This window comes from Streptomyces sp. NBC_01264 (assembly GCF_026340675.1).
Taxonomy (GTDB): Bacteria; Actinomycetota; Actinomycetes; order Streptomycetales; family Streptomycetaceae; genus Streptomyces.
Genome location: NZ_JAPEOX010000001.1, coordinates 2704361 through 2729316, shown reverse-complemented (window position 1 = coordinate 2729316; position 24956 = coordinate 2704361). Strand labels below are relative to the sequence as shown.

Annotated in this window: 27 protein-coding genes; 19 read left to right on the top strand and 8 right to left on the bottom strand. The window is 71.3% G+C overall.

The features are described 5' to 3' along the window. The first annotated feature begins 35 nt into the window (after window positions 1–35). The 11 genes from OG435_RS12485 (at window position 36) to OG435_RS12435 (ending at window position 10530) form a co-directional block, all read left to right on the top strand. Entirely contained in the window at window positions 36–827 is a 792-nt protein-coding gene (locus OG435_RS12485; RefSeq protein ID WP_266876889.1) for a formate/nitrite transporter family protein, read from the top strand. 101 nt (window positions 828–928) lie between these two features. After that, window positions 929–1708 (top strand): helix-turn-helix transcriptional regulator, encoded by a 780-nt coding sequence (locus tag OG435_RS12480; protein WP_430625622.1) that lies wholly within the window; start codon window positions 929–931, stop codon window positions 1706–1708. Further along, the gene (gene sufB / locus OG435_RS12475; protein WP_266876887.1) at window positions 1705–3120 is read left to right on the top strand and encodes a Fe-S cluster assembly protein SufB; all 1416 of its coding nucleotides are present in this window, start codon (window positions 1705–1707) and stop codon (window positions 3118–3120) included. Before OG435_RS12480 ends, sufB begins: the two co-directional genes overlap by 4 nt. Window positions 3121–3179: 59 nt before the next feature. After that, window positions 3180–4358, top strand: a complete 1179-nt coding sequence (gene sufD / locus OG435_RS12470) for a Fe-S cluster assembly protein SufD (RefSeq protein ID WP_266876886.1) — start codon at window positions 3180–3182, stop codon at window positions 4356–4358. Beyond that, the gene (locus OG435_RS12465; protein ID WP_250742308.1) at window positions 4358–4675 is read left to right on the top strand and encodes a bifunctional 3-phenylpropionate/cinnamic acid dioxygenase ferredoxin subunit; all 318 of its coding nucleotides are present in this window, start codon (window positions 4358–4360) and stop codon (window positions 4673–4675) included. Before sufD ends, OG435_RS12465 begins: the two co-directional genes overlap by 1 nt. Window positions 4676–4682: 7 nt before the next feature. Then, on the top strand, window positions 4683–5450 hold the full coding sequence (sufC, locus tag OG435_RS12460) for a Fe-S cluster assembly ATPase SufC (RefSeq protein ID WP_266876885.1): 768 nt from the start codon (window positions 4683–4685) through the stop codon (window positions 5448–5450). Further along, entirely contained in the window at window positions 5447–6703 is a 1257-nt protein-coding gene (locus tag OG435_RS12455; protein WP_266876884.1) for a cysteine desulfurase, read from the top strand. Before sufC ends, OG435_RS12455 begins: the two co-directional genes overlap by 4 nt. Window positions 6704–6731: 28 nt before the next feature. Continuing rightward, the gene (gene sufU, locus OG435_RS12450; RefSeq protein ID WP_112449508.1) at window positions 6732–7193 is read left to right on the top strand and encodes a Fe-S cluster assembly sulfur transfer protein SufU; all 462 of its coding nucleotides are present in this window, start codon (window positions 6732–6734) and stop codon (window positions 7191–7193) included. Continuing rightward, complete coding sequence (locus OG435_RS12445) at window positions 7190–7534, top strand: metal-sulfur cluster assembly factor (RefSeq protein WP_073913993.1); 345 nt, start codon at window positions 7190–7192, stop codon at window positions 7532–7534. The genes sufU and OG435_RS12445 overlap by 4 nt, the downstream gene beginning before the upstream one ends. A gap of 192 nt (window positions 7535–7726) precedes the next feature. Then, the gene (locus OG435_RS12440; protein ID WP_430625621.1) at window positions 7727–9151 is read left to right on the top strand and encodes a hypothetical protein; all 1425 of its coding nucleotides are present in this window, start codon (window positions 7727–7729) and stop codon (window positions 9149–9151) included. After that, on the top strand, window positions 9148–10530 hold the full coding sequence (locus tag OG435_RS12435) for a DUF3616 domain-containing protein (protein ID WP_430625620.1): 1383 nt from the start codon (window positions 9148–9150) through the stop codon (window positions 10528–10530). The genes OG435_RS12440 and OG435_RS12435 overlap by 4 nt, the downstream gene beginning before the upstream one ends. On the opposite strand, the gene OG435_RS12430 is transcribed toward OG435_RS12435, so the two are convergent. Beyond that, complete coding sequence (locus OG435_RS12430) at window positions 10517–11578, bottom strand: hypothetical protein (RefSeq protein WP_266876883.1); 1062 nt, start codon at window positions 11576–11578, stop codon at window positions 10517–10519. The two genes, OG435_RS12435 and OG435_RS12430, sit on opposite strands and share 14 nt — an antisense overlap. On the opposite strand from OG435_RS12430, the gene OG435_RS12425 reads away from it, so the two are divergent. Together OG435_RS12425 and OG435_RS12420 are read left to right on the top strand one after the other, a co-directional pair. Continuing rightward, a complete protein-coding gene (locus OG435_RS12425; protein ID WP_266876882.1) occupies window positions 11577–11900 on the top strand; it encodes a DMT family transporter in 324 nt (107 codons plus the stop codon). The two genes, OG435_RS12430 and OG435_RS12425, sit on opposite strands and share 2 nt — an antisense overlap. Beyond that, a complete protein-coding gene (locus OG435_RS12420; RefSeq protein ID WP_266876881.1) occupies window positions 11900–12448 on the top strand; it encodes a TetR/AcrR family transcriptional regulator in 549 nt (182 codons plus the stop codon). The genes OG435_RS12425 and OG435_RS12420 overlap by 1 nt, the downstream gene beginning before the upstream one ends. Before the next feature lie 77 nt (window positions 12449–12525). On the opposite strand, the gene OG435_RS12415 is transcribed toward OG435_RS12420, so the two are convergent. Continuing rightward, complete coding sequence (locus tag OG435_RS12415) at window positions 12526–13398, bottom strand: winged helix-turn-helix transcriptional regulator (protein ID WP_266876880.1); 873 nt, start codon at window positions 13396–13398, stop codon at window positions 12526–12528. Window positions 13399–13500: 102 nt separating this feature from the next. Between OG435_RS12415 and OG435_RS12410 the strand changes: the two genes are divergently transcribed. Both OG435_RS12410 and dapD read left to right on the top strand, forming a co-directional pair. Then, window positions 13501–14817 carry an MFS transporter gene (locus tag OG435_RS12410; RefSeq protein WP_430625619.1) on the top strand — a complete coding sequence of 439 codons (1317 nt, stop codon included), beginning with the start codon at window positions 13501–13503 and terminating at the stop codon, window positions 14815–14817. A gap of 9 nt (window positions 14818–14826) precedes the next feature. Then, on the top strand, window positions 14827–15807 hold the full coding sequence (gene dapD / locus OG435_RS12405) for a 2,3,4,5-tetrahydropyridine-2,6-dicarboxylate N-succinyltransferase (protein WP_266876879.1): 981 nt from the start codon (window positions 14827–14829) through the stop codon (window positions 15805–15807). 148 nt (window positions 15808–15955) lie between these two features. On the opposite strand, the gene OG435_RS12400 is transcribed toward dapD, so the two are convergent. The 3 genes from OG435_RS12400 to OG435_RS12390 all read right to left on the bottom strand — a co-directional run bounded on the left by OG435_RS12400 (window position 15956) and on the right by OG435_RS12390 (window position 18750). Further along, window positions 15956–16210, bottom strand: a complete 255-nt coding sequence (locus OG435_RS12400; RefSeq protein ID WP_266876878.1) for a hypothetical protein — start codon at window positions 16208–16210, stop codon at window positions 15956–15958. 177 nt (window positions 16211–16387) lie between these two features. Next, window positions 16388–16849, bottom strand: a complete 462-nt coding sequence (locus OG435_RS12395) for a GNAT family N-acetyltransferase (protein ID WP_266876877.1) — start codon at window positions 16847–16849, stop codon at window positions 16388–16390. A gap of 59 nt (window positions 16850–16908) precedes the next feature. Beyond that, a complete protein-coding gene (locus OG435_RS12390; RefSeq protein WP_266881672.1) occupies window positions 16909–18750 on the bottom strand; it encodes an endonuclease/exonuclease/phosphatase family protein in 1842 nt (613 codons plus the stop codon). A gap of 231 nt (window positions 18751–18981) precedes the next feature. On the opposite strand from OG435_RS12390, the gene OG435_RS12385 reads away from it, so the two are divergent. Both OG435_RS12385 and OG435_RS12380 read left to right on the top strand, forming a co-directional pair. Further along, complete coding sequence (locus OG435_RS12385; RefSeq protein WP_266876876.1) at window positions 18982–20523, top strand: hypothetical protein; 1542 nt, start codon at window positions 18982–18984, stop codon at window positions 20521–20523. Between the two features lie 208 nt (window positions 20524–20731). Then, complete coding sequence (locus OG435_RS12380; RefSeq protein ID WP_266876875.1) at window positions 20732–22192, top strand: alkaline phosphatase PhoX; 1461 nt, start codon at window positions 20732–20734, stop codon at window positions 22190–22192. Window positions 22193–22287: 95 nt separating this feature from the next. Here OG435_RS12380 and OG435_RS12375 read toward each other — a convergent pair whose 3' ends face one another. From OG435_RS12375 to OG435_RS12365, 3 genes are all read right to left on the bottom strand, one after another. Beyond that, a complete protein-coding gene (locus OG435_RS12375; protein ID WP_243338429.1) occupies window positions 22288–22455 on the bottom strand; it encodes a hypothetical protein in 168 nt (55 codons plus the stop codon). A gap of 102 nt (window positions 22456–22557) precedes the next feature. Beyond that, on the bottom strand, window positions 22558–23826 hold the full coding sequence (locus OG435_RS12370) for a TerD family protein (protein ID WP_266876874.1): 1269 nt from the start codon (window positions 23824–23826) through the stop codon (window positions 22558–22560). Window positions 23827–23907: 81 nt separating this feature from the next. Further along, window positions 23908–24135 carry a hypothetical protein gene (locus tag OG435_RS12365; RefSeq protein WP_266876873.1) on the bottom strand — a complete coding sequence of 76 codons (228 nt, stop codon included), beginning with the start codon at window positions 24133–24135 and terminating at the stop codon, window positions 23908–23910. 87 nt (window positions 24136–24222) lie between these two features. Between OG435_RS12365 and OG435_RS12360 the strand changes: the two genes are divergently transcribed. Then, window positions 24223–24567, top strand: coding sequence for a hypothetical protein (locus OG435_RS12360; protein WP_266876872.1), 345 nt, complete (start codon window positions 24223–24225; stop codon window positions 24565–24567). 20 nt (window positions 24568–24587) lie between these two features. Beyond that, the gene (locus OG435_RS12355) at window positions 24588–24935 is read left to right on the top strand and encodes an SHOCT domain-containing protein (RefSeq protein WP_266876871.1); all 348 of its coding nucleotides are present in this window, start codon (window positions 24588–24590) and stop codon (window positions 24933–24935) included. The last annotated feature ends 21 nt before the right edge of the window (window positions 24936–24956 follow it).

Below are 24956 nucleotides of genomic sequence, written 5' to 3'. Positions count from 1 at the left end.
TATCCGGGGGTGGGGCCGGGGCCTAACGTCGAATGGTGAACAGCATCGCTCAGAACGTCGAAGCCACCTCGGGGCAGGCCGAGCACAAGGCCCATGACCTCGGGCATCCGCCGCGCTACTTCGTGTCGGCGATGCTCGCGGGCGCCTACATCGCCGTCGGCGAGGTGCTGCTCCTGGTCGCGATCTCGCCCTTCGTGGCCAAGGGCTCGCCGGCCGTGAAACTGCTGGAGGGCGCGGTCTTCCCGATCGCCCTGACCATCGTGATGTTCGCCGGCGCCCAGCTCTTCACGAGCAACGTGATGGTCATGCTGGTCGGAGCCCTGTCGGGGCGTACCGGCCCCAAGGACCTGATCCTGTCCTGGACGCTCTCGCTGGCCGGGAACCTGGTCGGAGCCTTCGCCTTCGGGGCCATGGTGCACGCCTCGGGCGTGGCCTCCTCGCCCTCGGCGCGGTCCATGCTCACCGAGATGGTGCACGGGAAGATGGCGCTGAGCGGCGGACAGCTGTTCTGGCGCGCGGTGCTCTGCAACATGCTCGTCTGCCTGGCCATCTGGATGTTCACCCGGGCCCGCGGCGATGCGGCCAAGATTTTCGTCCTGTGGCTGCCCGTGGCTGTTTTTGTCGCCGTCGGATTCGAACACTGTGTAGCGAACATGGCTGTTTTCAGCCTCGCGATCCTGGATGGCTCAGCGGGGTTCGGTGACCTTTTCCGCAATGTGATGTTCACCGTGCCCGGGAACATCGTGGGTGGAGGATTGCTGGTGGGAGCCGTGTACTGGTTCACCGGCGGGGCCCTGCGGGAATCCGGAGCGTCCACTTCCGCGTAACGCTCCGTGGATAAATAAGGTAACCCTTAGTGATGGAGGCCACCAGAGGTGGCCTCCATCACGGCTTGTCGGGGCCGGACTAATTACGCAACAATGGCGTTGTGAAATACGGCGAACGGATGAGCGAGGCCCCCCAGGGCGAACTCGCGACCGGGGAGCGGTCAACCCGCAACCGGGTCGCGCGGTCGATCCTGGACCACGGTCCTTCCACCGTCGCCGACCTCGCCCAGCGCCTCGGCCTCACCCAGGCCGCCGTCCGCCGTCACCTCGACACGCTCGTCACAGACGACGTGGTCGAACCCCGTGAGCAGCGTGTGTACGGCGCACGGACCCGGGGTCGGCCCGCCAAGGTCTTCGCGCTGACCGACTGCGGCCGGGACGCCTTCGACCAGTCCTACGACTCGCTCGCCGCCGACGCCATGCGCTGGATCGCGCAGGCCGCCGGGGGCGGGGAGCAGGGCGAGGCGGCCGTGGCGGCCTTCGCGAAGGCCAGGCTGACGGCGCAGGCCGAGACCTACCGCGCGGCCGTGGAAGCGGCCGACCCCGCGGAGCGCACCGAGGCCCTTGCCAAGGCGTTGACCGGAGACGGGTACGCTGCTACGGCGAAGAGCGCTCCCGGTCCGCACAGCGGTGAACAGCTCTGCCAGCACCACTGCCCGGTCGCACACGTCGCCGAGCAGTTCCCGCAGCTCTGCGAGGCGGAGACCGAGGTCTTCTCCCGCCTGCTCGGGACGCACGTGCAGCGTCTCGCCACGATCGCCCACGGCGACGGGGTGTGCACGACGTTCATTCCACGCAGTGGGAGCGGCGTCCGTGCCACAGGCGCCACACAGACCGACACATCAGTATCTGCAAGTACGGCCGGGAGGAACCCCGCATGACCACGGAGACTGCTCACCCTGAGCTCGATGGCCTGGGCACCTACGAATACGGATGGGCCGACTCCGACGCGGCCGGTGCGGTCGCCAAGCGGGGCCTGTCCGAGGAGGTCGTCCGCGACATCTCGGCGAAGAAGTCCGAGCCGGAGTGGATGCTGAACCTCCGCCTCAAGGGCCTCAAGCTGTTCGGCAAGAAGCCCATGCCCAACTGGGGTTCCGACCTCTCGGGCATCGACTTCGACAACATCAAGTACTTCGTGCGTTCCACCGAGAAGCAGGCCGCTTCTTGGGAGGAGCTGCCCGAGGACATCAAGAACACGTACGACAAGCTCGGCATCCCGGAGGCGGAGAAGCAGCGCCTCGTCGCCGGTGTCGCCGCCCAGTACGAGTCCGAGGTCGTCTACCACCAGATCCGTGAGGACCTGGAGGAGCAGGGCGTCATCTTCCTCGACACGGACACCGCGCTCAAAGAGCACCCGGAGCTCTTCCAGGAGTACTTCGGCACGGTCATCCCGGTCGGCGACAACAAGTTCGCCTCGCTGAACACCGCCGTGTGGTCGGGCGGCTCGTTCATCTACGTCCCCAAGGGCGTCAAGGTGGACATCCCGCTCCAGGCCTACTTCCGTATCAACACGGAGAACATGGGCCAGTTCGAGCGGACGCTGATCATCGTCGACGAGGACGCCTACGTCCACTACGTCGAGGGCTGCACCGCCCCGATCTACTCCTCGGACTCGCTGCACAGCGCCGTGGTCGAGATCATCGTGAAGAAGGGCGGCCGCTGCCGCTACACGACGATCCAGAACTGGTCGAACAACGTCTACAACCTGGTCACCAAGCGCGCCGTGGCGTACGAGGGCGCGACCATGGAGTGGATCGACGGCAACATCGGTTCCAAGGTCACCATGAAGTACCCGGCCGTCTACCTGATGGGCGAGCACGCCAAGGGGGAGACCCTCTCCATCGCCTTCGCGGGCGAGGGCCAGCACCAGGACGCCGGCTCCAAGATGGTCCACATGGCGCCGAACACCTCCTCCAACATCGTCTCGAAGTCGGTGGCCCGAGGCGGCGGCCGCACCTCGTACCGCGGTCTGGTCGAGATCGGCGAAGGCGCCAAGGGCTCCAAGTCCAACGTGCTGTGCGACGCGCTCCTGGTCGACACCATCTCCCGCTCGGACACGTACCCCTACGTGGACGTCCGCGAGGACGACGTTTCCATGGGCCACGAGGCGACCGTCTCCAAGGTCTCCGACGACCAGCTCTTCTACCTGATGAGCCGCGGTCTGACGGAGTTCGAGGCCATGGCGATGATCGTGCGCGGCTTCGTCGAGCCGATCGCCCGTGAGCTGCCGATGGAGTACGCGCTGGAGCTGAACCGGCTGATCGAGCTGCAGATGGAAGGCTCGGTCGGTTAGTCCCGGCCCCGCCCGACGTCCGCAGCAGTTTCTTTAAGGAAGAGAGCAACACGACAGCCATGGCTGAGGCTCAGAACATTCCGGCGGGTTCCACCACCGCCGGCGCGATCGCGGTGGCCGCCGAGTCCACCGTCGCCACCCGGATGAGTGCCCCCCCGTCCTTCGACGTGGCGGACTTCCCCGTGCCCACCGGCCGCGAGGAGGAGTGGCGCTTCACGCCGCTCGCCCGCCTCAAGGGTCTGCACGACGGCACCGCGGTCGCCAACGGCACCATGAAGGCCCAGATCGACGCGCCCGACGTGGTCACGATCGAGTCCGTGGAGCGCGGCGACGCGCGCATCGGCAAGGCCGGCACCCCGGTGGACCGGATCGCCGCCCAGGCGTTCTCGTCCTTCGCCAAGGCCACGGTCGTGACCGTGCCCAAGGAAGCGGTGCTCACCGAGCCGGTGCGCGTCACCCTGCACGGCGAGGGCGGCACCACCTTCGGCCACACCGTCTTCGACGTGAAGGCCTTCGCCGAGGCCGTCATCGTCATCGACCACACCGGTGACGGCGTGCGCGCCGCCAACGTGGACTTCCTCGTCGGCGACGGCGCCAAGCTCACCGTGGTCTCCGTGCAGGACTGGGACGACACCGCCGTCCACGTGTCCCAGCACAACGCGCTGATCGGCCGCGACGCGACCTTCAAGTCCATCGTGGTCACCTTCGGCGGCGACCTCGTACGCCTCCACCCGCGCGTCAGCTACGCGGGCCCCGGCGGCGAGGCCGAGCTCTTCGGCCTGTACTTCACGGACGCCGGCCAGCACCAGGAGCACCGCCTCCTGGTCACGCACGACGCCCCGCACTGCAAGTCGAACGTGGTCTACAAGGGCGCGCTCCAGGGCCAGGACGCCCACGCCGTCTGGATCGGTGACGTGCTCATCGAGAAGACCGCCGAGGGCACCGACACCTACGAGATGAACCGCAACCTCGTCCTCACGGACGGCGCGCGGGTCGACTCGGTGCCGAACCTGGAGATCGAGACCGGCGAGATCGTCGGCGCCGGCCACGCCTCCGCGACCGGCCGCTTCGACGACGAGCAGCTCTTCTACCTGCAGTCGCGCGGCATCCCGGCCGACGAGGCCCGCCGCCTGGTCGTGCGCGGCTTCTTCGCCGAGCTCGTCCAGCAGATCGGTGTCGACGACATCGAGGAGCGCCTGCTCGCCAAGATCGAGACCGAGCTCCAGGGTTCCGTCTGATGACTTACGTCAAGGCCTGTGCGCTGAGCGAGCTCGAGGAGAACGCCCCCAAGAGGGTCGAACTCGACGGCACGCCGGTGTCCATCGTGCGCGCCGAGGGGGAGGTGTTCGCGATCAACGACATCTGCTCGCACGCGAACGTCTCCCTCTCGGAGGGCGAGGTCGAAGACTGCATGATCGAGTGCTGGCTGCACGGCTCGGCCTTCGACCTGCGCACGGGCAAGCCCTCCGGCCTGCCCGCGACGCGCCCCGTCCCCGTATACCCCGTAAAGATCGAAGGGGACGACGTGCTCGTCTCCCTCACCCAGGAGTCCTGAGGTATCCATGGCAACGCTTGAAATCCACGACCTGCACGTCTCCGTCGAGGCCGAGAACGGCGCCCGCGAGATCCTCAAGGGCGTCGAGCTCACCATCAAGCAGGGTGAGACGCACGCCATCATGGGTCCGAACGGCTCCGGCAAGTCCACCCTCGCGTACGCGCTGGCCGGTCACCCGAAGTACACCATCACCAAGGGCACCGTGACCCTGGACGGCGAAGACGTCCTGGAGATGTCCGTCGACGAGCGCGCCCGCGCCGGCATGTTCCTCGCGATGCAGTACCCGGTCGAGATCCCCGGCGTCTCGGTCTCCAACTTCCTGCGCACCTCGGCCACCGCCATCCGCGGCGAGGCGCCGAAGCTGCGCACCTGGGTGAAGGAGGTCAAGTCCGCGATGGAGCAGCTCCAGATGGACACGGCCTTCGCCGAGCGCAACGTCAACGAGGGCTTCTCCGGCGGTGAGAAGAAGCGCCACGAGATCCTGCAGCTGGAGCTCCTGAAGCCGAAGATCGCGATCCTCGACGAGACCGACTCCGGCCTCGACGTCGACGCCCTGCGCCAGGTCTCCGAGGGCGTCAACCGCGTTCACGCGACCGGCGACACCGGCACCCTGCTGATCACGCACTACACGCGGATCCTGCGCTATATCAAGCCCGACTTCGTCCACGTCTTCTCCGAGGGCCGCATCGTCGAGTCCGGCGGCGCCGAACTCGCCGACAAGCTGGAGGCCGAAGGCTACGAGTCCTACAGCACGAAGGGTGGCGCGACCGCGTGACACAGCTGCCTGGCCTCCTCGACATCGAGGCGATCCGCAAGGACTTCCCCCTTCTGGATCGTGTGGTCCACGACGGGAAGAAGATCGTTTACCTGGACAACGCTGCGACCTCGCAGAAGCCGCGCCAGGTGCTCGACGCGCTGAACGAGTACTACGAGCAGCACAACGCCAACGTCCACCGTGGCGTGCACGTGCTCGCCGAGGAGGCCACGGCGCTGTACGAGGGCGCCCGCGACAAGGTCGCCGCCTTCATCAACGCGCCGAGCCGCAACGAGGTGATCTTCACCAAGAACGCCTCGGAGTCGCTCAACCTGGTCGCGAACATGCTCGGCTGGGCGGACGAGCCCTACCGGGTCGACCGCGAGACCGAGATCGCCATCACGGAGATGGAGCACCACTCCAACATCGTGCCGTGGCAGCTGCTCTCGCAGCGCACGGGCGCGAAGCTGAAGTGGTTCGGCCTCACCGACGACGGCCGGCTCGACCTGTCCAACATCGAAGAGGTCATCACGGAGAAGACGAAGATCGTCTCCTTCACGCTGGTCTCCAACATCATGGGCACGGTCAACCCGACCGAGGCGATCGTCCGGCGCGCGCAGGAGGTCGGCGCGCTGGTGCTGATCGACGCCTCGCAGGCCGCACCGCACATGCCGCTCGACGTGCAGGCGCTCGGCGCCGACTTCGTGGCCTTCACCGGCCACAAGATGTGCGGTCCGACCGGCATCGGCGTCCTCTGGGGCCGCCAGGAGCTGCTCGAGGACCTGCCGCCCTTCCTGGGCGGCGGCGAGATGATCGAAACCGTCTCGATGCACTCCTCGACCTACGCCCCGGCGCCCCACAAGTTCGAGGCCGGTACGCCCCCGATCGCCCAGGCCGTCGGCCTCGGCGCGGCCGTGGACTACCTGACCGCGATCGGCATGGACAAGATCGCCGCGCACGAGCACGCGATCACCGAGTACGCGATCAAGCGCCTCGCGGAGGTCCCGGACCTGCGCATCATCGGCCCCACCACGGCCGAGGACCGCGGAGCCGCGATCTCGTTCACGCTCGGCGACATCCACCCGCACGACGTCGGCCAGGTACTGGACGAGCAGGGCATCGCGGTCCGCGTGGGACACCACTGCGCCCGCCCGGTCTGCCTCCGGTACGGAATTCCGGCGACGACGCGAGCGTCTTTCTATCTGTACTCCTCTCCGGCCGAGGTCGACGCGCTGATCGACGGGCTGGAGCACGTACGGAACTTCTTCGGCTGACCAGGGCGACGAGGACGACGAGGACGCAGTGAAGCTGGAATCGATGTACCAGGAACTGATCCTGGACCACTACAAGCACCCGCGCGGGCGAGGTCTGCGCGACGGCGACGCCGAGGTGCACCACGTCAATCCGACGTGCGGTGACGAGATCACCCTGCGCGTGAAGTACGACGGCGAGACCCTCACGGACATCTCGTACGAGGGCCAGGGCTGCTCCATCAGCCAGGCCGGCGCGTCGATACTGAACGAGCTGCTCGTCGGCAAGGAGCTGGGCGAGGCGCGGAAGATCCAGGAAGTCTTCCTGGAGCTGATGCAGTCCAAGGGCAAGATGGAGCCCGACGAGGCCATGGAGGAGGTGCTGGAGGACGCGGTCGCGTTCGCCGGCGTCTCCAAGTACCCGGCCCGGGTGAAGTGCGCCCTGCTGAGCTGGATGGCGTGGAAGGACGCGACCGCCCAGGCACTGGGCGACGCCGAGAGGAAGACGGCATGACCGAGAACGCGACGCCCGAGGCGTCCATCAAGCCGGCCACCGAGGAAGAGGTCCGCGAGGCCCTCTACGACGTGGTCGACCCCGAGCTGGGCATCGATGTCGTCAACCTGGGCCTGATCTACGGGATCCACGTCGACGACGCGAACATCGCGACCCTCGACATGACCCTCACCTCGGCGGCCTGCCCGCTGACGGACGTCATCGAGGACCAGGCGAAGTCGGCCACGGACGGCATCGTCAGCGAACTGCGCATCAACTGGGTGTGGATGCCGCCGTGGGGCCCGGACAAGATCACGGACGACGGACGCGAGCAGCTGCGCGCGCTCGGGTTCAACGTCTGACCGACGCCTGCCCCTGGCAAGACCCGAACGACGGCCGTCCGACGGCCGAGTGAACGAACGACCCCCGGCACGGGTGTGCCGGGGGTCGTCTGTTTTCCCGGCGGACCGCCCGCGTGCACCGGGAGTTGGCCAGGGTGGCCGAATCTTCTCGACGGCCGTCACGACGTGACGGCGCAGACGAGAGGACCTCCGTTGACCGTTCGCCCTGCATCGGCACGCCGCCTCGGTGCCGTGGGAGCCGCCGGGGCCGCCGCCCTGCTCGCCGCGGGACTGGCCGCGCCGGCCCACGCCGCCCAGGAAGCCGCCGCCGAACCGACCATCGCCCTCTCCGCCGGGCACCTGTCGGGGGCCGTCGGCGCGATCGGCGACCCGGCCGTCACCGTGGACATCGCGCAGGAGGGGATACCCGCCGCCTTCCTCAAGGTCGAGGTCCTCTCCTCCAGCAACCCGGTGGTCGCCGGGCCCGGTGACGTGCGCATCGCGCGGACCTGGCAGGGCGACCGCGAGCTGACCGTCCACCCGCGGGCCCAGGGCTACACCGACCTGACGCTGCGCGTGACCGGCCGCGGCGGCAAGACGGCCACGGCCACGCTCTCCTACGCCGCTTCGGCGCGGGTGGGCACCGGCGGCCTCACCACCCGCTACCTCACGGGCTCCTCCGACTCCTCGGCGGCCGTGGACGTCGGCGGCGGCTACGCACTGGTGGCCGACGACGAGACCAACGTGCTGCGCCTCTACGACCGGTACCGCTCGGGCGCCCCCGTGAAGACCTGGGACCTCGGCCCCGCGCTCGGCCTCAAGAAGGAAGCCGACATCGAGGCCGCGGCCCGGGTCGGCGACACCGTCTACTGGACGGGCTCGCTCGGCAACAACAAGGACGGCAAGTACAAGGCCGAGCGCAACACCGTCTTCACCACCCGGCTCACCGGGTCGGGCGCCGACACCGAGATCGTCCTCGGCTCCGCGTACAAGGGCCTGCGCGAGGACCTGATCGCCTGGGACACGGCCAACGGGCACCGCTACGGCTTCGCGGCGGGCACGGCCGCCGGCAAGATCCCCAAGAGCATCGACGGGTTCAACGTGGAGGGCCTGGAGTTCGCCCCGGGTTCCACCACCACCGCCTACCTGGGCTTCCGCGCCCCGCTGGCCCCGGCGGTGCCCGGCGGCAAGGCGCTGGTCGTGCCCGTCACCAACATCGACCAGGTCGTGGCCGGCGCGGCCAAGCCGGTCTTCGGCGAGGCCATCGAGATGGACCTCGGCGGGCTCGCGATCCGCGACATCCGCAAGAACGCCGCGAACCAGTACCTGATCCTGGCCGGCTCCTGGGCGGCGGACGACAACTCCGACCCGTACGCGCTCTACCAGTGGGACGGGATCGCGGGCCACGCCCCGGTCAAGCGGGCCGATCTGCCGACCACCGACCCCGGCGGCTGGGAAGCGGTGGTCTCCGTCCCCGACCTGCGGGTGCCCGGTGCCCCCGTCCAGCTGATCACCGACAGCGGCTCCGCCGACCTGTACGGCGACGGCACCGAGGCCAAGGACCTCGACCACCCGGAGTGGAAGAAGTCCCGGTCCGGATGGTTCATGCTCGGCCCGATTCGTGGAGGTTCCCGATGATGACGCAGAACAAGCACCTCGCAACCGCCGGTGTCGCCGGCATCGCCGCACTCCTCCTCGCCGCCACGGCCATGCCCGCGCAGGCGGTCACGTACGGCACGCCCACCCTCTCGCTGTCCGCCTCCTACCTGTCCGGGGCCGTCGGCGCGACCGGTGACCCGACGGTGAACGTGACCGTGGCGCAGAGCGGTGCGGACGTCTCCGCGCTCACCGTCAGCGCCTCCGCGTCCAGCAAGGCCTCGGTCGCCGGGACCGGCGACGTGAGCGTCACCGGGGCCGGTGCGGTACGGCAGCTGGCCGTGACCGCGCGCGGCCGCGGCTACACCAACCTCACCGTCAAGGTGACCGGGCTGGGCGGCAAGACCGCCACCAAGACGCTGTACTTCGCGGCCTCCGCGGCGGTGCAGAACCCGGCCGAGGCGCGCTACTTCACCGGGGCCTCCGACTCCTCGGCCGCCGTGGACGTGGGCGGCGGCTACACGGTCGTCGCCGACGACGAGAGCAACGTGCTGCGTCTGTACGACCGTGCCAACTCGGCCGCCCCGGTCCGGACCTGGGACTTCAGCTCGCAGCTCGGCGTCACCAAGGAGGTGGACATCGAGGGCGCGACCCTGATCGGCAGCACGATCTACTGGACGGGCTCGCTCGGCAACAACAAGGACGGCGAGTACAAGGCGCCCCGCAACACGGTGTTCACCACCACGCTGAGCGGCTCGGGCTCCACCGCGCAGCTCGCGTACGGGCGTTCGTACAAGAAGCTCCGCGACGACCTGGTGGCCTGGGACAAGGCGAACGGGAACCGCTACGGCTTCGCCGCCGGTACGGCCGACGGCGAGGCGCCGAAGCAGATCGACGGGTTCAACGTGGAGGGCCTGGAGTTCGCCCCGGGCTCCACCACCACCGCCTACCTGGGCTTCCGCGCCCCGCTCGCCCCCGCGGTGAACGGCGGCAAGGCGCTGGTCGTGCCGGTGACCAACTTCGACAAGGTGATCTCCAGCGGGACCAAGGCCACCTTCGGCGCGGGCATCGAGCTCGACCTCGGCGGGCTCGCGATCCGCGACATCCGCAAGAACGCCGCGAACCAGTACCTGATCCTGGCCGGCTCCTGGGCGGCGGACGACAACTCCGACCCGTACGCCCTCTACCAGTGGGACGGGATCGCGGGCCACGCCCCGGTCAAGCGCGCCGACCTGCCGACCACCGACCCGGGCGGCTGGGAAGCAATCGTGGCCGTTCCCGACCTGTCGGTCGCGGGCGCGCGGGTGCAGCTGATCACCGACAGCGGCTCCGCCGACCTGTACGGCGACGGCACCGAGGCCAAGGACCTCACCCACCCGGAGTGGAAGAAGTCCCGCGCGGCCTGGTTCACGCTGAACTGAACTCCCCGGGTTGCGCCTGCCCGGTGAGCTCTGCCGCCAGGTCCTCGCGGCGGATCCGCCGGTCTGTGTAGAGCAGGCCGGCGGTGAGCTGCGGGAAGCAGAGCAGCAGTGTCTGCGCGGCCGTCCCGCCGAGTGCGGTGAGGGCCGCGTGCACGAAGCCGCCGTCCACCGCCGGGATCAGGCTGAGCGCCCCGGCGAAGGCGAAGGGCAGCTGGACGGCGTACGCCGCCGCGAGCGCGATCGTGGCGGCGAGGCCGGTGAGCCCGAGCGTGCGCCACCAGGCCCCGCGCACCAGCCGGGCCGAGCGCCGCAGGGCGCCGATCGGGCCGAGCCCCTCGCAGACGGCGACCGTGGGCCCGAGCGCGAACAGGACCCCGAATCCGACGGCGGCCGGCAGGGTGGCCGCCGCCAGCAACGGGGGCAGCCCGGCGGCCAGGACGGCCGCGCCCGGTCCGGCCACGGCCGCGAGGACCAGGAGCTGGGTGCCGAGGACGGCCGCGAAGCGGGGGCCGGCGGCGCGCAGCAGCGTACGGGCGGTCGCGGGGCGGCCGAGTACCGCCGGGCGGAGCACGGCGCCCGTCAGGGCGGAGGCCAGGGCGCAGGTCAGCAGGGCGGCCACGGCCGCGGCGGGCACCAGGGCGGCGACGGGCCGGGCGTGCAGCGCGAGCGCGGTCAGGGCGGCCGCGGCGACCAGCAGCAGCGCGCCGAGCTGGCCGAGGAGCATGGCGGTGGCGAGGCGGACCCCGTACCGGGCGAGGGCGGCGAAGGCGCCGCCGAGTATCTCGCCGGGACTGAGCGGCCGCAGGGACACCACCCCCGGCCGGGGAGGCCGCGGAGGCAGCCAGCCGCCGCCCCAGGGCGTCCACGGCCGGGTCGCGTGCCGCGTTTCGTCTCGCGTCCCGTCCTGGGCCATGCGGATCTCCCCGTCCCCCGGTGCGCACGGCTCGGCGTCGCCGCGAGCGGACACCGTAGCGGCCGGGGCGGGGGAAGTCCCGGGGGTGCGCAGATGTGTACGACCGTCCATAACGATGGGTACAGTCGTACGCATGCCCTACCTACTGCTCGCCGCCGCCATCGCCGCGGAGGTCGCCGGCACCACCGCCATGAAGTTCAGCGAGGGCTTCACGAAGCTGTGGCCCTCGCTGATCACGCTGGTGGGCTACGTCATCGCCTTCACGCTGCTCGCGCAGACGCTGAAGTCGATGTCGGTGGGGACGGCGTACGCGATCTGGGCGGGCGTCGGCACGGCCGCGATCGCCGCGATCGGCATGGTCTTCATGGGGGAGGCGGCGACGGCCGCGAAGATCGGCGGCATCGCGCTGGTGATCGCCGGCGTCGTGCTGCTGAACCTCGGGGGGACGACGCACTGATGGCCGGCTCCGTGCGCCGCTACGACCCGGACCGGCGGGACCGGATCATCGCCGCGGCCATCCGCGTGGTGGGCGCGCGAGGCATCGCCGGGCTCAGCCACCGCAGCGTGGCCGCGGAGGCCGACGTGCCGCTCGGCTCCACCACGTACCACTTCAAGACCCTGGACGACCTGCTGGTCGCGGCGCTGCGGCAGGCCAACGAGGGCTTCGCCCGGGCGGTGGCCGACTCCGTGGCGCTGGCCGATCCGGGTACGGATCTGGCGGGGACCCTCGCCGTCCTGCTGGGTGAGTTCCTGGGGGCGGACCGGGCGCGGGCGGAGCTGGAGTACGAGCTCTACCTGGCCGCCCTGCGCCGCCCCGCGCTGCGTCCCGTGGCGGCCGAATGGTGCGAGGTCGTCTCCACGGCGCTGTCCGCGCGGACGGACCCGGCCACGGCGCGGGCGCTGGTGGCGGTGCTGGACGGGATCAGCCTGCAGGTGCTGCTGACGGGGGCGGAGTACGACCAGGCGTACGCCCGTGAGGTCCTGCGGCGGGTGCTGCGGGCCTGACGCGGGCCTGAGGCACGGTTGACGGAGGCTCGGCGGCGGCCGGGGTCCGCCGGTCCGGGCGGCGCGCCCGGTCCCGGCTACGCGCCGCGGACCGCGGCCAGGGCGGCGGCCACGCTCGCCTCGATGTCCTGGACCGGGTAGAAGACCTCGCGGACGGTCCGGTCCCGGTCCACGACCAGCGTCAGCCGCTTCAGCCGGCTGATGCCCCCCGCCCGGAACGTCGGCAGCCGCAGCGCCGTCACCAGCGCGAGCTCCGCGTCGGAGAGGAGGGGGAAGCGGAGCCCCTCGGCCTCCGCGAACTCCCGCTGCTCGTCCGGCCGCTGGGTCGACACCCCGTGCACCGTCGCGCCCGCCGCCGTGAACTCCCCGAGCTGGTCCCGGTAGGTGCACGATTCGAGGGTGCACCCCCGCGCCCCGGGAATCCCGGCCCACCCCGGCGGGTAGGACTCGGACCGGGCGAACGCGCCCGGGAAGCAGTACAGGACGGTGAACGGCGTGTCCGCCACCGGGTCGCGGAGCTCGCCGAAACGGTCCGGCAGCAGGAGCTCCGGCAGCCGGGTGCCGCGCAGCGCGTGGACCCGTACCGCCTCGCGCGAGGCCTCGTGGGTGGTCGCCGTCATCTCTCCCTCTCCCAGGATCCACGTGTCCCCCCAGTCCTGGAGAGCGACGAGCACCGGCAGCAGTCCGCGGCCGCGCGGGGTCAGCCGGTACGCGTGGCGCACCGGCCGCTCCTGGTACGGCTCGCGGGTCAGCACGCCCGCCTCGACGAGCAGCTTCAGCCGCTCCGTCAGAACCTTGCGGGACATGCCCAGTTCCCGCTGGAACTCGTCGAACCGGTGCACGCCCCGTGCGGCGTCGCGGACGATCAGCAGCGTCCACCAGTCGCCCACGACGTCGAGGGCCTGGGCGATGGAGCAGTCCGCGTCGTCGAGGTGCGTGCGCTGGGCCATGGGCACTCCTTTGTCCGTTGACCCGAGGTTGCCATGCTGACATAGTTAGTTCCCAAAGGGAACTCACTCGGGGGTCGGCTGGTGCTGCAAGGATTCAAGGACGTGCCCAGAGCGGTGTGGCTGCTCTCGCCGGGTGTTTTCGTCAACGCCGTGTCCAGCTTCACCTTCGTCTTCGTCTTCGTGTACCTGACCGGTCCGCGCGGCCTCTCCGTCACCGAGGCGGGCCTGATCACCGGCATCGGCGGCATCGGCCTGGTCGCGGGCAACTTCACCGGCGGCGGGTTCGGGGACCGCTACGGCCACCGCCGCGTCCTGCTCGTCGCCTCCGCCCTCGCCGGTGGCGCCCTGGTCCTCCTGCCGGCGCTGCCCACCGCCGTGCTCTACGCCGCCCTGCCGCCGGCCCAGTACGCCCTCGGGGCGATCCGCTCGGCCAACGCCGCCCTCGTCGCGGTGATCGTCCCCGAAGGGGCGCGCCGCCAGTCCTTCGCCGTCGTCCGCTGCGTCTCCAACGGCGGCTTCACCCTCGGCGCACCGCTCGGGGCCCTGATCGCGACGGGCCTCTCCTACGACTGGCTCTTCGTCGCCGACGGCGTGGGCATCCTGGCCTTCGCCCTGTGGACCGCACGCGTCGTACCGGCGCGCGGCGCCGCGAACACCCCCGCCGCGGCCCCGGACGGGGGTCTGGGCCGCGGCGTGTGGGGGGAGCTCCGCGCCAGGCCGGCCGTCCTCGCCCTGCTCGTCGCGGTCCTGGTCGTCGACGTGATCTACCGACAGCAGTACACGACCTTTCCCGTGTACCTCGCCGACCACGGGCTCTCCACCGGTGCCTACGGGCTGATCATCGCGCTCAACGGAGCCGTCATCCTCGTCCTGGAACTCCCGGCGGCGGTGGCCCTGCGCGCCCGCCCGCCGCTCCGCGTCATCGGCGTCGGCCTGCTGCTCGTCGGCGCGGGGTACGGGGCGCTGCTGCTCGGGGCCGGGATCGGGACCGCCGTCGCGATGATGCTGCTGCTGAGCCTCGGGGAGATCCTCTACAAGACCACGGCCACGGCCTACGTCGCCGACCAGGCGCCCGCGCACGCCATCGGGCTGTTCCAGAGCCTGTACGCCGGGGTCTCGGCCAGTGGCGTCGTACTGGGCGGGCCGCTCGGCGGGGCCCTGTACTCCGCGGCGCCCGGGCTGCTGTGGCCGCTGTGCGCGGCGCTGGCGGCGGGGGCGGGCGGGGCGGTGCTGTGGATGTCGGTGCGGGTGGCGCGGGAGGTGCGGGAGGCGCGACCTGCGGGGGAGGTGCCCGCGGCGCGCGAGCCCGCGCCGGGGCTCGGTCCGGGGCCCGCGCCGGGGTCCGCGGAGGACCCGGTGCGACACGACCCGCGCCCGGCACATGAGACCGGTTCGCGACCGCGGGCCGTCGCCGGTTAGGTTTCGGGCATGACTGCTACGCGTACCACCGGCGCCGTCGCCGCCGGACTTGCCACCCTCACCGCCGACGGCACCGTCCTCGACACCTGGTTCCCCGCCCCCCAGCTGGTCGCCGAGCCCGGCCCGGCCGGCACCGAGCGCCTCACCGCCGAGCAGGCCGTGGAGCTGCTGGGGGTCACCGCGCCCAAGGCGATCCGCCAGGACGCGGTCCGCGGCGTCGAGGTCGTAGCCGTCCGCACCGTGATCGCCTCCCTGGAGGACAAGCCGCTGGACGCGCACGACGCGTACCTGCGCCTGCACCTGCTCAGCCACCGCCTGGTCAAGCCGCACGGCCAGAACCTGGACGGCGTCTTCGGCCTGCTCGCCAACGTCGCCTGGACCTCGCTGGGCCCGGTCGCGATCGACCAGGTCGAGACGGTCCGCCTGAACGCCCGCGCCGAGGGCCTGCACCTCCAGGTGACCTCGATCGACAAGTTCCCGCGGATGACGGACTACGTCGCCCCCAAGGGCGTGCGCATCGCCGACGCGGACCGGGTCCGCCTGGGCGCGCACCTCGCCGAGGGCACCACCGTGATGCACGAGGGCTTCGTCAACTTCAACGCCGGCACCCTGGGCACCTCCATGGTCGAGGGCCGGATCTCCGCGGGCGTCGTGGTCGGCGACGGCTCCGACATCGGCGGCGGCGCGTCCACGATGGGCACCCTGTCGGGCGGCGGCAAGCAGATCATCTCGATCGGCGAGCGCACCCTGATCGGCGCCGAGGCGGGCATCGGGATCGCCCTGGGCAACGAGTGCGTCGTCGAGGCGGGCCTCTACGTCACCGCCGGCACCCGGGTGACCCTGCCGGACGGCCAGATCGTCAAGGCCCTGGAGCTCTCCGGCGCCGACAACATCCTCTTCCGCCGCAACTCGGTCACCGGCGCCGTCGAGGCCCGCCCGTACAAGGCGGCCTGGGGCGGCCTGAACGAGGTCCTGCACAGCCACAACTGACCGGCCCCGGTCCGGTCACGCGAACGCCCTCCCACCCCGACGGGGGTGGGAGGGCGTTGTGCGTGGTGAGCGCCCTCCCGCCCCGAGCGGGGGAGGGGTATCGCGCACGCGGGGGCCGCGCGGGCCGGGAAACAGGCCGGCGGCGGCGTCAGTGCAGGGGGATGGTGCGGACCAGGCCGGCGAAGGCCTGCTGTTCCGCTTCGGTCAGCTCCACCGACTCCATCGGGTGGACGGAGGTCCCGCGCTGGGCGGGGATGACCGAGAGGCCTTCGAAGGCGCCTGGCTCCGGGTGGTGGAAACGGCTGTCCCACAGCATGTGGCCGAGGCCGATCAGCCAGACGGCGGCGGCCACGAGCAGGACGGCGATGCCGATTTCCTGAGCGAGGGAGATGGAGGGGAACACGCGGTCCTCCAAAGGAGTGCTGGAGTGCGGTACAAGATCGGGCGTGGGGACACTCAACACCAGAACCGCCCGAATGGGTAGGGATGTGCTGAGCGTCACGCCAGGGCCAAAGGTCCCGTCCTCGGCTCCCGACCGTCCGGTCTCCGATCCCGGCAGCCCGTCCCGCCGCCCCGTCGGCTAGGCCAGCGGCAGCTTGAAGCCCTCGTGGCTCCGGGCGTAGCCCAGCCGCTCGTAGAAGCGGTGCGCGGCGGTGCGCCGCTTGTTGCTGGTGAGCTGCATCAGGCCGCAGCCGCGCTCGCGGGCCCGGTCCGCCGCCCGTTCCATCAGGTGCGCCCCGAGTCCCCCGCCCCGCCGGTCCGCGCGGATCCGTACCGCCTCCACGAGGGCCCGCTCCCGCCCGCCCTGGCCGAGACCCGGGACGTACGTCAGCTGCAGGCAGCCCACGAGGTCCCCGTCCACCTCCAGGACCAGCATCTCGTTGCGCGGATCCGCCGTGATCGCGGCGAAGGCCCGCTCGTGGGCCTCGGAGACGGGCTCCGGGGCCGGAATCCAGGTGTCCGCCGCGGCCGGGTCCTCGTCCTGGGCCAGCAGGACGAGTACGGCGGGCAGGTCCTGACGCGTAGCGGTACGGAAGATCATGCCGGGATCATGCCAAAGGGGCCGGGCGGCGGTGCGGCCCGGCCCCCTCGGCACCGCCGCTACGGGCGGAAGCGCACGACCTGCGGGTCGTGGTCGCTGTTCTGGTTGGCGAACTCGGCGTTGATGTGCACGCTGTCGTAGCTGAACTGCTTGATGCCCGGGCTCGTCAGGATCTGGTCGAGGACCTGCGCGTTGCCCTGGAAGACGTACGAGTAGCGCTCCGGCTTCGGCAGCGACTTGATCGCCGCGTACAGCGCCCCGCCGTCCTCCAGCGCCTTCGTCGTGTCCGAGAACTCGAAGTCGTTGATGTCGCCGACCACGAGGACCGCGGCCTTCTTCTCGACCGCCAGGATGTCCTTCACGAAGCCGTTCACGGCCTGCGCCTGCAGCAGCCGCTTGGCCTCGGAGGAGCGCACCGGGGGCTGGTGCGAGGAGGTCAGGCCCTCGTCGCCGCCCTTCGAGCCGAAGTGGTTGGCGATCACGAAGACCGTCTTGCCGCGGAAGACGAACTCGCCGGCCAGCGGCTTGCGGCTGTCCACCCACGCCGGGTTCGCCGGGTCGATCCGGCCGGGGGAGTGGGTCAGGGCGGCCTTGCCGGCCTCCGCCACCACTCCGGTCGCCGTCACGGCGTCGCCCGGGGCGCGCTCCGTGAAGGAGACCCGCGCCGGGTTGAAGAGGAACACCTGGCGGATGTTGCCGCCGGGCTCGCCGCCGTCCTTCTTGTCCTCCGGGTTGACGCTCCGCCACTGGTAGGCGGGCCCGCCCGCGGCCGCGATGGCCGCGGTGAACTTCGTCAGGGTGGCCTCGGCCGACACGGTGCCGTCGTTCTTGGCGCCGTTGTCGTCCTGGATCTCCTCCAGGGCGAGGATGTCGGGGGAGGCGAGGTTCTCTACGACGGCCTTGGCCAGGTTGTCGAACTTCTCCTGCGGGTCGGACGGGTCGAGGTTCTCCACGTTGTACGTGGCCACCGCGAGTTCCTTCTCGGCCTGCGGCTTGGTCTTCTCCGCGGCCAGGGTGCCCGCCTTGACCGTGCCGAGGGTGCGGGCCACCAGGGTGTAGCCGCCGAACTGGTTGAAGTCCAGCGGGCCTTCGGTGCGGCCGGTCAGCTTGTCGCCGACGTTGGCCACCGGGAACGGCTGCTGCGCGAGGGGCGCGAGCTGCTGGATCTGCAGGCGGCCCGTGTTCTGGGAGTCGTACGAACCGTAGAGCGTGCCGCCGCGCTTGGTGTTGTTCTCCCAGCCCTTCACCGTCACCCACAGCTCGGCGTACGGGTCGGTGGCGCCGACCACGCGCGAGTTGCCGATCGCGATGTTCATGCCTTCAAGGGACTCGTAGTAGTCCAGGGCGTAGCGCGAGGGCTCCAGGGCCAGGCCGTTGATGCTGCCGGCGGCGGCCGGGTCGCCGTCCGGGGCGTACGCGCAGGGCACCGAGTACTCGTTGACGGCGGTGGCCGCGGGCACCGCGTTGCCGGAGGAGACCACGGTCACGACGGGCTTGGAGATCTGGGTGACCGACTGGTTGCCCGAGGTGACGCCACCGGGGATGTACTCGCCGACCAGGCCGGAGACGGTGACGGCGTCGCCGACCGCGACGGTCGGCACCGAGCTGGTGAAGACGAACACGCCCTCGCTGGTGGCGTCGTCGTCGTCCGTGTCCGGGTCCTGGATCCAGAAGCCGCGCGAACCGTACGTACGAACGCCCGTGACGATGCCCGCCACGTCGGCGACCTGCTTGCCGACCAGGGGGGATATCCGGGTGGTGCCCTGGATGTCGTGGATGCGTATCGGATCGGCGGACACGGCGCCTTCGGCCGCGTCGGCGGTGCCCGCGAGCAGGCCGGTGGCCAGCGCGGTGGCGACGAGGGCCGCGACGGCGGCGGAACGGGGATGCGAGGAGCGCATGGGCGGGAACTCCGGTGTGTGGAGGAGGAAGCAGATATCTACGCGCGTCAATTTCCTTCGTGGCCGGCAAAGTTGTCAAGCCCTACAGGGGATACGGAGGTTGACTGTGGGATGAACCAAAGGGGAGAGGCCGCCGGGACCGCCCGAAATGCGTCTACTCTGGGGCGCCGTACGACCCGTACCCGAAGCACCCGTACCCGAAGCACCCGTGCCCGCGAGGAGAACCGCCCCATGTCCGCAGACTCGCACCCCACGCTGCCGCCGGTACGGCTGCTCCCCGACGCGGAACTGGCCCGCGACGCCCTGGCCGCCCCGCTGTTCGCCCGCGCCGTGCGCCTCGCCCGCTGGGCCGGACCGGACACCCGCGTGGACACCGGTGGCGAGCTCGTCCCCGGGCAACTGCCCGAGGCGGTGGCCCTGCTGGGCCTCGACCCCGACGACGAGGACTCCGCCGCCCATGCGGGCCAGGCCTGGCGGGTGGCCGTCGACACCGGCCTCGTCGACGTCACCGAACCGGAGGAGGACGGCGCCGGCTCCGTGGAACCGGACGGGGAGGAGCGGGAGTTCGGCACCGCCGAGCCCGGCGAGGACCTGGCCCTGGTGACCGGCGGAACCCCCGGCGACGTGCTCGACCTGTGGCTGGCGGCCCTGGACACCGTCCTCGCGGACGCGGCGGTCCCCGCCCTGGACGACCTCGTCGACGCCCTCGACGCGGGCGGGGAGATCGACTTCGACCAGCTCGACTGGAACCCGCGCCGCGAGGCCGACTTCCTCGACGGGGTCCTCGCCAACCTCTACCTGCTCGCGGTGGCCGAGGGCGGCACGGCCGACGGGCCGGTGCCGCTCCCGGTGCTCGCCGCCTCGATGGTGGTGCCGGACGACATGGGCGATCCCACCGACGCCGTGCTGGAGCAGGTCTCGGACGCGATGATGCGCCTCGACGACCAGTTCCGGCAGCTGGAGCCGATCGGGCTGGTCGAGTTCCGCCCCGTCGACGAGGAGCTGATGGCGGAGGCCGAGGACGAGGACTTCCTCGCGAGCGCCGGCGCGGGCTCCGGATCCGTCCCCGACGAGGAGGACGTCTCCCGGTACGGACTGGTACGCCTGACCCCGCTCGGGCTCTACGGCATCCGGGCGCGCATGCTGGAGGCGGGCGTGGAGGCCCCGGCCGTCGGCGAACTCGCGGGCAAGGGCGCGGACGTCCTGCTCGACGTGGTCTCCCACTACTCCGAGGCGGCCGCCCAGGCCGAGATCGAACAGTGGCTGGCCGGCCGCCCCGTACCCGAAGCCGCCACGGAACTGCTCGCCGCCGCGCGCGGCGCCGACGCGGGCGGACCGCTGCGCCGGCTGCGCTGCCAGCAGGCCCTCGCGCCGGCCGGGGCGGAGGCCGAGCCGGCCGTCCGCGCGGTACTGGACGACGCGGAGCTCGGCGGGCTCGCCCGGGTCTGGCTGGCCGAGCGCGGGGTGGCCGACGTACCGGCGCCGGACGAGGAGATGGTGTTCTGGCTGACCATCGATACGATCGCGGCGCAGCTCGCGACGGGCGGTGCCGACGGCGGTGGGGCCGGGGCCGGGGAGGACGCCGAGGCGGAGCTGCCGCTCCTGATCCAGTCGCTGACCGCCCATCACGCCGGGTTCTTCGAGCAGGCCTGGCGGGTGGAGCACCCGGCGACGGCCCACGTGCTGGAGGCGATGGGGCGGCTGCACCCCGACAAGAAGGCGGCCAAAGAGGCCCGGAAGGCCGCGTTCAAGGCGCGTTCCCGGGGCGTCTGAGGGGTGTTCGGGGGCGCCTGAGGGACGCCCTAGGGGCGTTTGGGGCGCTGGTAACCAGCCGTTCCCGAAAGGGAGTCGGCCAAGGTGACACGGGTCAAGGGGTCGATTCGTTTTCGCGGGTAGTTCAGTCGGCGTTCACGTGCGGGCGGGAGCGTGTGCGCCGACGACCGCACGACAGGCGCAGCACCTCCCCACCCCTGGAGACCCGATGCCGCTCAGCCGCAGAGATTTCACCACCCGCACCGCACTCGCGGGTGCCGGAGTCGCGCTCACCGGAACGGTCGGCGCACTCGCCACCGCCCCCGGGGCCCTCGCCGCGGACGAAGGCGCGCGCCACGACGCCGACCTGGAGCAGGGCCACGGTCACGGGCACGGCCACGGTCCCGGCTACGGCCCGCTCGTCGCCGACCCGGCCGGCATCCTGGCCCTCCCGGCCGGATTCACGTACCGCGTGATCACGCACAGCGGTGTCACCGCGCTGGAGTCGGGCGAGAGCACCCCCTCGAACCACGACGGCACGGCCGCCTTCGAGGGCCACCGGGGCGTCACCCTCCTCGTCAACAACCACGAGCTGAAGGGCCCCCGCTCGAGCTGGACGCACCCCGTCCCGCTGACCGCGGGTCTCGTCTACGACCCGGGCGCGGCCGGCGGCTGCACGGTCGTCGAGGTCCGGCGCGGCGGCGAGGTCGCCGAGTGGGTCGGCATCGCCGGTACGTCGACCAACTGCGCGGGCGGCTCCACCCCGTGGGACACCTGGCTGACCTGCGAGGAGAACGAGGACCTCGCCGGCAAGAACGGGATGACCAAGGACCACGGCTACGTCTTCGAGGTGGACCCGCACGACCGCCGGGCCAACCTCGACCCGAAGCCGATCAAGGCCTTCGGCCGGTACGCCCACGAGGCCGTCGTCATCGACCCGCGCCAGGGCCACGCCTACCTCACCGAGGACGCCTCCGGCCCCAACGGGCTGCTCTACCGCTGGACCCCGCCGAGCGGCTTCCGCCACGGGCGCGGCAAGCTCCGCCACCTCGCCGACGATGCCGGCGTGCTGGCGGCCGCCAAGTGCTTCGACAGCACGGGCCTGTTCGTCGACGACCTCTCGCGCGCGACGAAGATCGGTACCACCTACGGGGTGGACTGGGTGCCGGTCCCGGACGGCGACGCGCGCACCGTGGCGGTGCGCAAGCAGTTCGGCGAGTCGGCCGTGACCCGCGCGCGCAAGCTGGAGGGCATGTGGTGGGCCGACGGCGGGGCGTACTTCGTCTCCTCCTACGCCCGTGAGGAGAGCCCGGGCGCGGCCCACGACGGCCAGGTGTGGTTCTACGACCCCAAGCGGCGCACGGTGCGGCTGCAGGTCCTGATCGGGGTGAACGCCGACCCGTCGGTCGAGGGCGGGTACGACGGCCCGGACAACATCACGGTCTCCCCGTACGGCGGTCTGATCATCGCCGAGGACGGCTCGGGGCTGCAGCACCTCTTCGGGGCGACCGAGTCGGGGCGCACGTACCCGCTGGCCCGCAACGAGATGAACATGGGGACGGCCGAGGAGCCGGAGTACTCGGAGTTCACGGGTGTCTGCTTCTCCCCGGACGGGCGGACGCTGTTCGTCAACATCCAGGACCCGGGCATCATGCTGGCCGTCACGGGACCGTGGCGGCGCGGGCGCTAGCCCGGGAGCGGTGACATGAGAAGAGCCGCCGGGCCCTCGGGGCCGGCGGCTCTTCTCGTCGTTCTTCGTTCTTCGTGGTTCTGCGTCTGTTTCGTCTACTGAGCTTCGGCGCGGCTGGCCGCGGCCCACTCTTCGAGGAGGAATTCGTACGCCTCGGAGGGCCACTCGCCGTCCACCCGGCTCTCGACGAGCTGCCGGATCGCCTCGTTCGCCTCGGCGGCGGACGGGCGCGCGGGGCCCGCGGGCTGGAGTGTCTGGTGCATGGTTCCAAGGCTACGGGCGGCCACTGACAGCCACCTCCGTATTAAGGGTGGAACAGGTCACCCGGGAAGGGCGTCCGTCGCTCCATGTGCCCGCCCACCTGCTCAGAGTGCCTGCGCGGCCGGTTTGACCATGCCCCGCACTGTGCGCGACTTCACAAACTCGCCCATGGCCGTCATCTCCCATTCGCCCGAGAACTGCTTGATCAGCTTGGCCATCATCACGCCGGTCTGCGGCTCGGCACTGGTGAGGTCGAAGCGGACCAGCTCCTCGTTGGTCGCGGCGTCGATGAGGCGGCAGTAGGCCTTCGCCACCTCGGTGAACTTCTGGCCGGAGAAGGAGTTGACCGTGAAGACGAGGCCGGTCGCGTCCGCCGGCAGCCGGCCGAGGTCCACGACGATCACCTCGTCGTCGCCCGCGCCCTCTCCGGTCAGGTTGTCGCCGGAGTGCTTGACGGAGCCGCCCAGGATGGAGAGCTTGCCGAAGTAGCAGCTGTCGATGTGGTTGCGCTGCGGGCCGTAGGCGATGACCGAGGCGTCCAGGTCGATGTCCCGGCCGCGGAACGCGGGCTCCCAGCCGAGGCCCATCTTGACCTGGGAGAGCAGCGGGCGGCCGCCCTTGACCAGGGAGACGGTCTGGTTCTTCTGGAGGCTGACCCGGCCCTTGTCGAGGTTGATCTTCCCGGCGCCGGGGGCGGCAGCGGCGGTGGGGGCAGCGACCGGTGCGGGGGCGACAGGTGCGGGCGCCGGGGTCGCCCCGGGTGCGCCGCTGGTGAGCCAGGGGGAGGCCGCGTAGGTGGGCGGCGCCGCCGGGGGAGCCGGGGGCACGGGCGGGGCGGGCGGTGCGACGGGGGCCGGGGCCGCGGCCGCCGGAGCCGGCTCCTCGTCCACCGAGACCCCGAAGTCGGTCGCGATGCCGGCGAGGCCGTTCGCGTACCCCTGGCCGACCGCGCGCACCTTCCACACGCCGCCGCGCTGGTAGACCTCGACGACCACCAGGGCGGTCTCCGTGCCGAGCCGCGGCGGGGTGAAGGAGGAGATCACCGCTCCGCTGCCGGCGTCCCGCACGGTGGCGGTGGGCTCGATGCCCTGGAAGGACTGGCCCGCGGCGTCCGGGCTGGCGGTGATGACGATCCGCTCGATGCCGGGCGGTACCGAACCGGTGTCCACGGTGATCGAGTCCGGTGCCGTGCCTCCGCCCGAGCGGTAGGTGACGCCGGGGCCGGACGGCTGGTTGAAGAAGATGAAATCGGCGTCGGAACGCACCTTGCCGTCGGCGGCGAGGAGCAGCGCGGACACGTCGAGCCGCACCGGGGCAGCCACGTCGACCGTCACGCGGACGGCATTGAGCGGCAGGTTGGAACCAGGGGTCATAGCGGTCATGCCGGGAGAACGACCGAGGTGGCTTTGCCGTTCCCTTACTTTCACCCCGTTTCCCGCTTCTTCACTCCCGCCTCAGGCGCGGCCCTGGTTGCGGGGGTGGTTCCTGGCCGTCCGCTCGTTGCCGAACTTGTAGGAGCCGGTCCAGCGCGCCATCACGAGCTGGGCGTCACCGGTCTCGACCTCGGCCAGGAACGCGGCGGCCCGCCCGCCGCGCAGGGTGGCCGCGGACCGGCCCTGGTGGGTGATGACGACGCTCTGGTCGCCCCGCTGTTCGTACGAGAATCCGTGAGGTCTGGGCATGGGGCCGAGGGTGCCGTCCGCCGCCGCCGGGCCGCAACGGAATTTGGTCCGGGCGGGCATTGCTCCGGCCCCGGGCCGCCTCGCGATGTGGTGTCGGCCCCGCCGAGAGCGGAGTGGTGCGCATCCTCGACCTCACGTTCGTCCACAAGGAGCGGGACGGCGCGGTGTCCGTGGTGGAGCTCGCCGACTCCGAGGTGGACTCAGTTCGAGCGGGTCCTCGGCGAGGAGTTCGACCTGCTGAGCGACGAGGACCTGGAGACCGTGGCCCAGGGCCTCGCCCCGGAGTCCTCGGCGCTCGTGGTGGTCTGGGAGAACGCCTGGGCCACGCGGCTGGCTTCGGCGCTGCGGGGGTCCGGGGGAGAGGTGCTCTTCATGGAGCGCATTCCACGGGACAGCGTGGAACGCGCCGTCGCCGCACTGGACGAGAACTAGAGAACTAGGGGAGGACGGTCATGCCTCGACGTTTCGGGCGCCCGGGTCTGCTGGGCGCGATGGCACGCACCGCGGTCGTGGCGGGTACGGCCACCGCGGTCTCCGGCCGGGTGCAGCGCAGTCAGGCCGAGCGCGCCGCGCAGCAGCAGGCCTCGGCGGACGCCGAGCGGCAGGCCCTGGTCGACCAGGCGGCGGCTCGGGCGGCCGCGCAGCAGCAGGCCTGGCAGCAGTCGCAGCCGGCCCAGCAGCCCGCCGCCGCACCGGTCGACAGGGTCGGGCAGCTCACCGCCCTGGCCGAGCTCAAGGCCCAGGGCCTGCTCACCGACGAGGAGTTCGCGGCGGAGAAGGCCCGGGTCCTGAGGGGCTGAGGGTGTGAGTGGCTGAGAGCC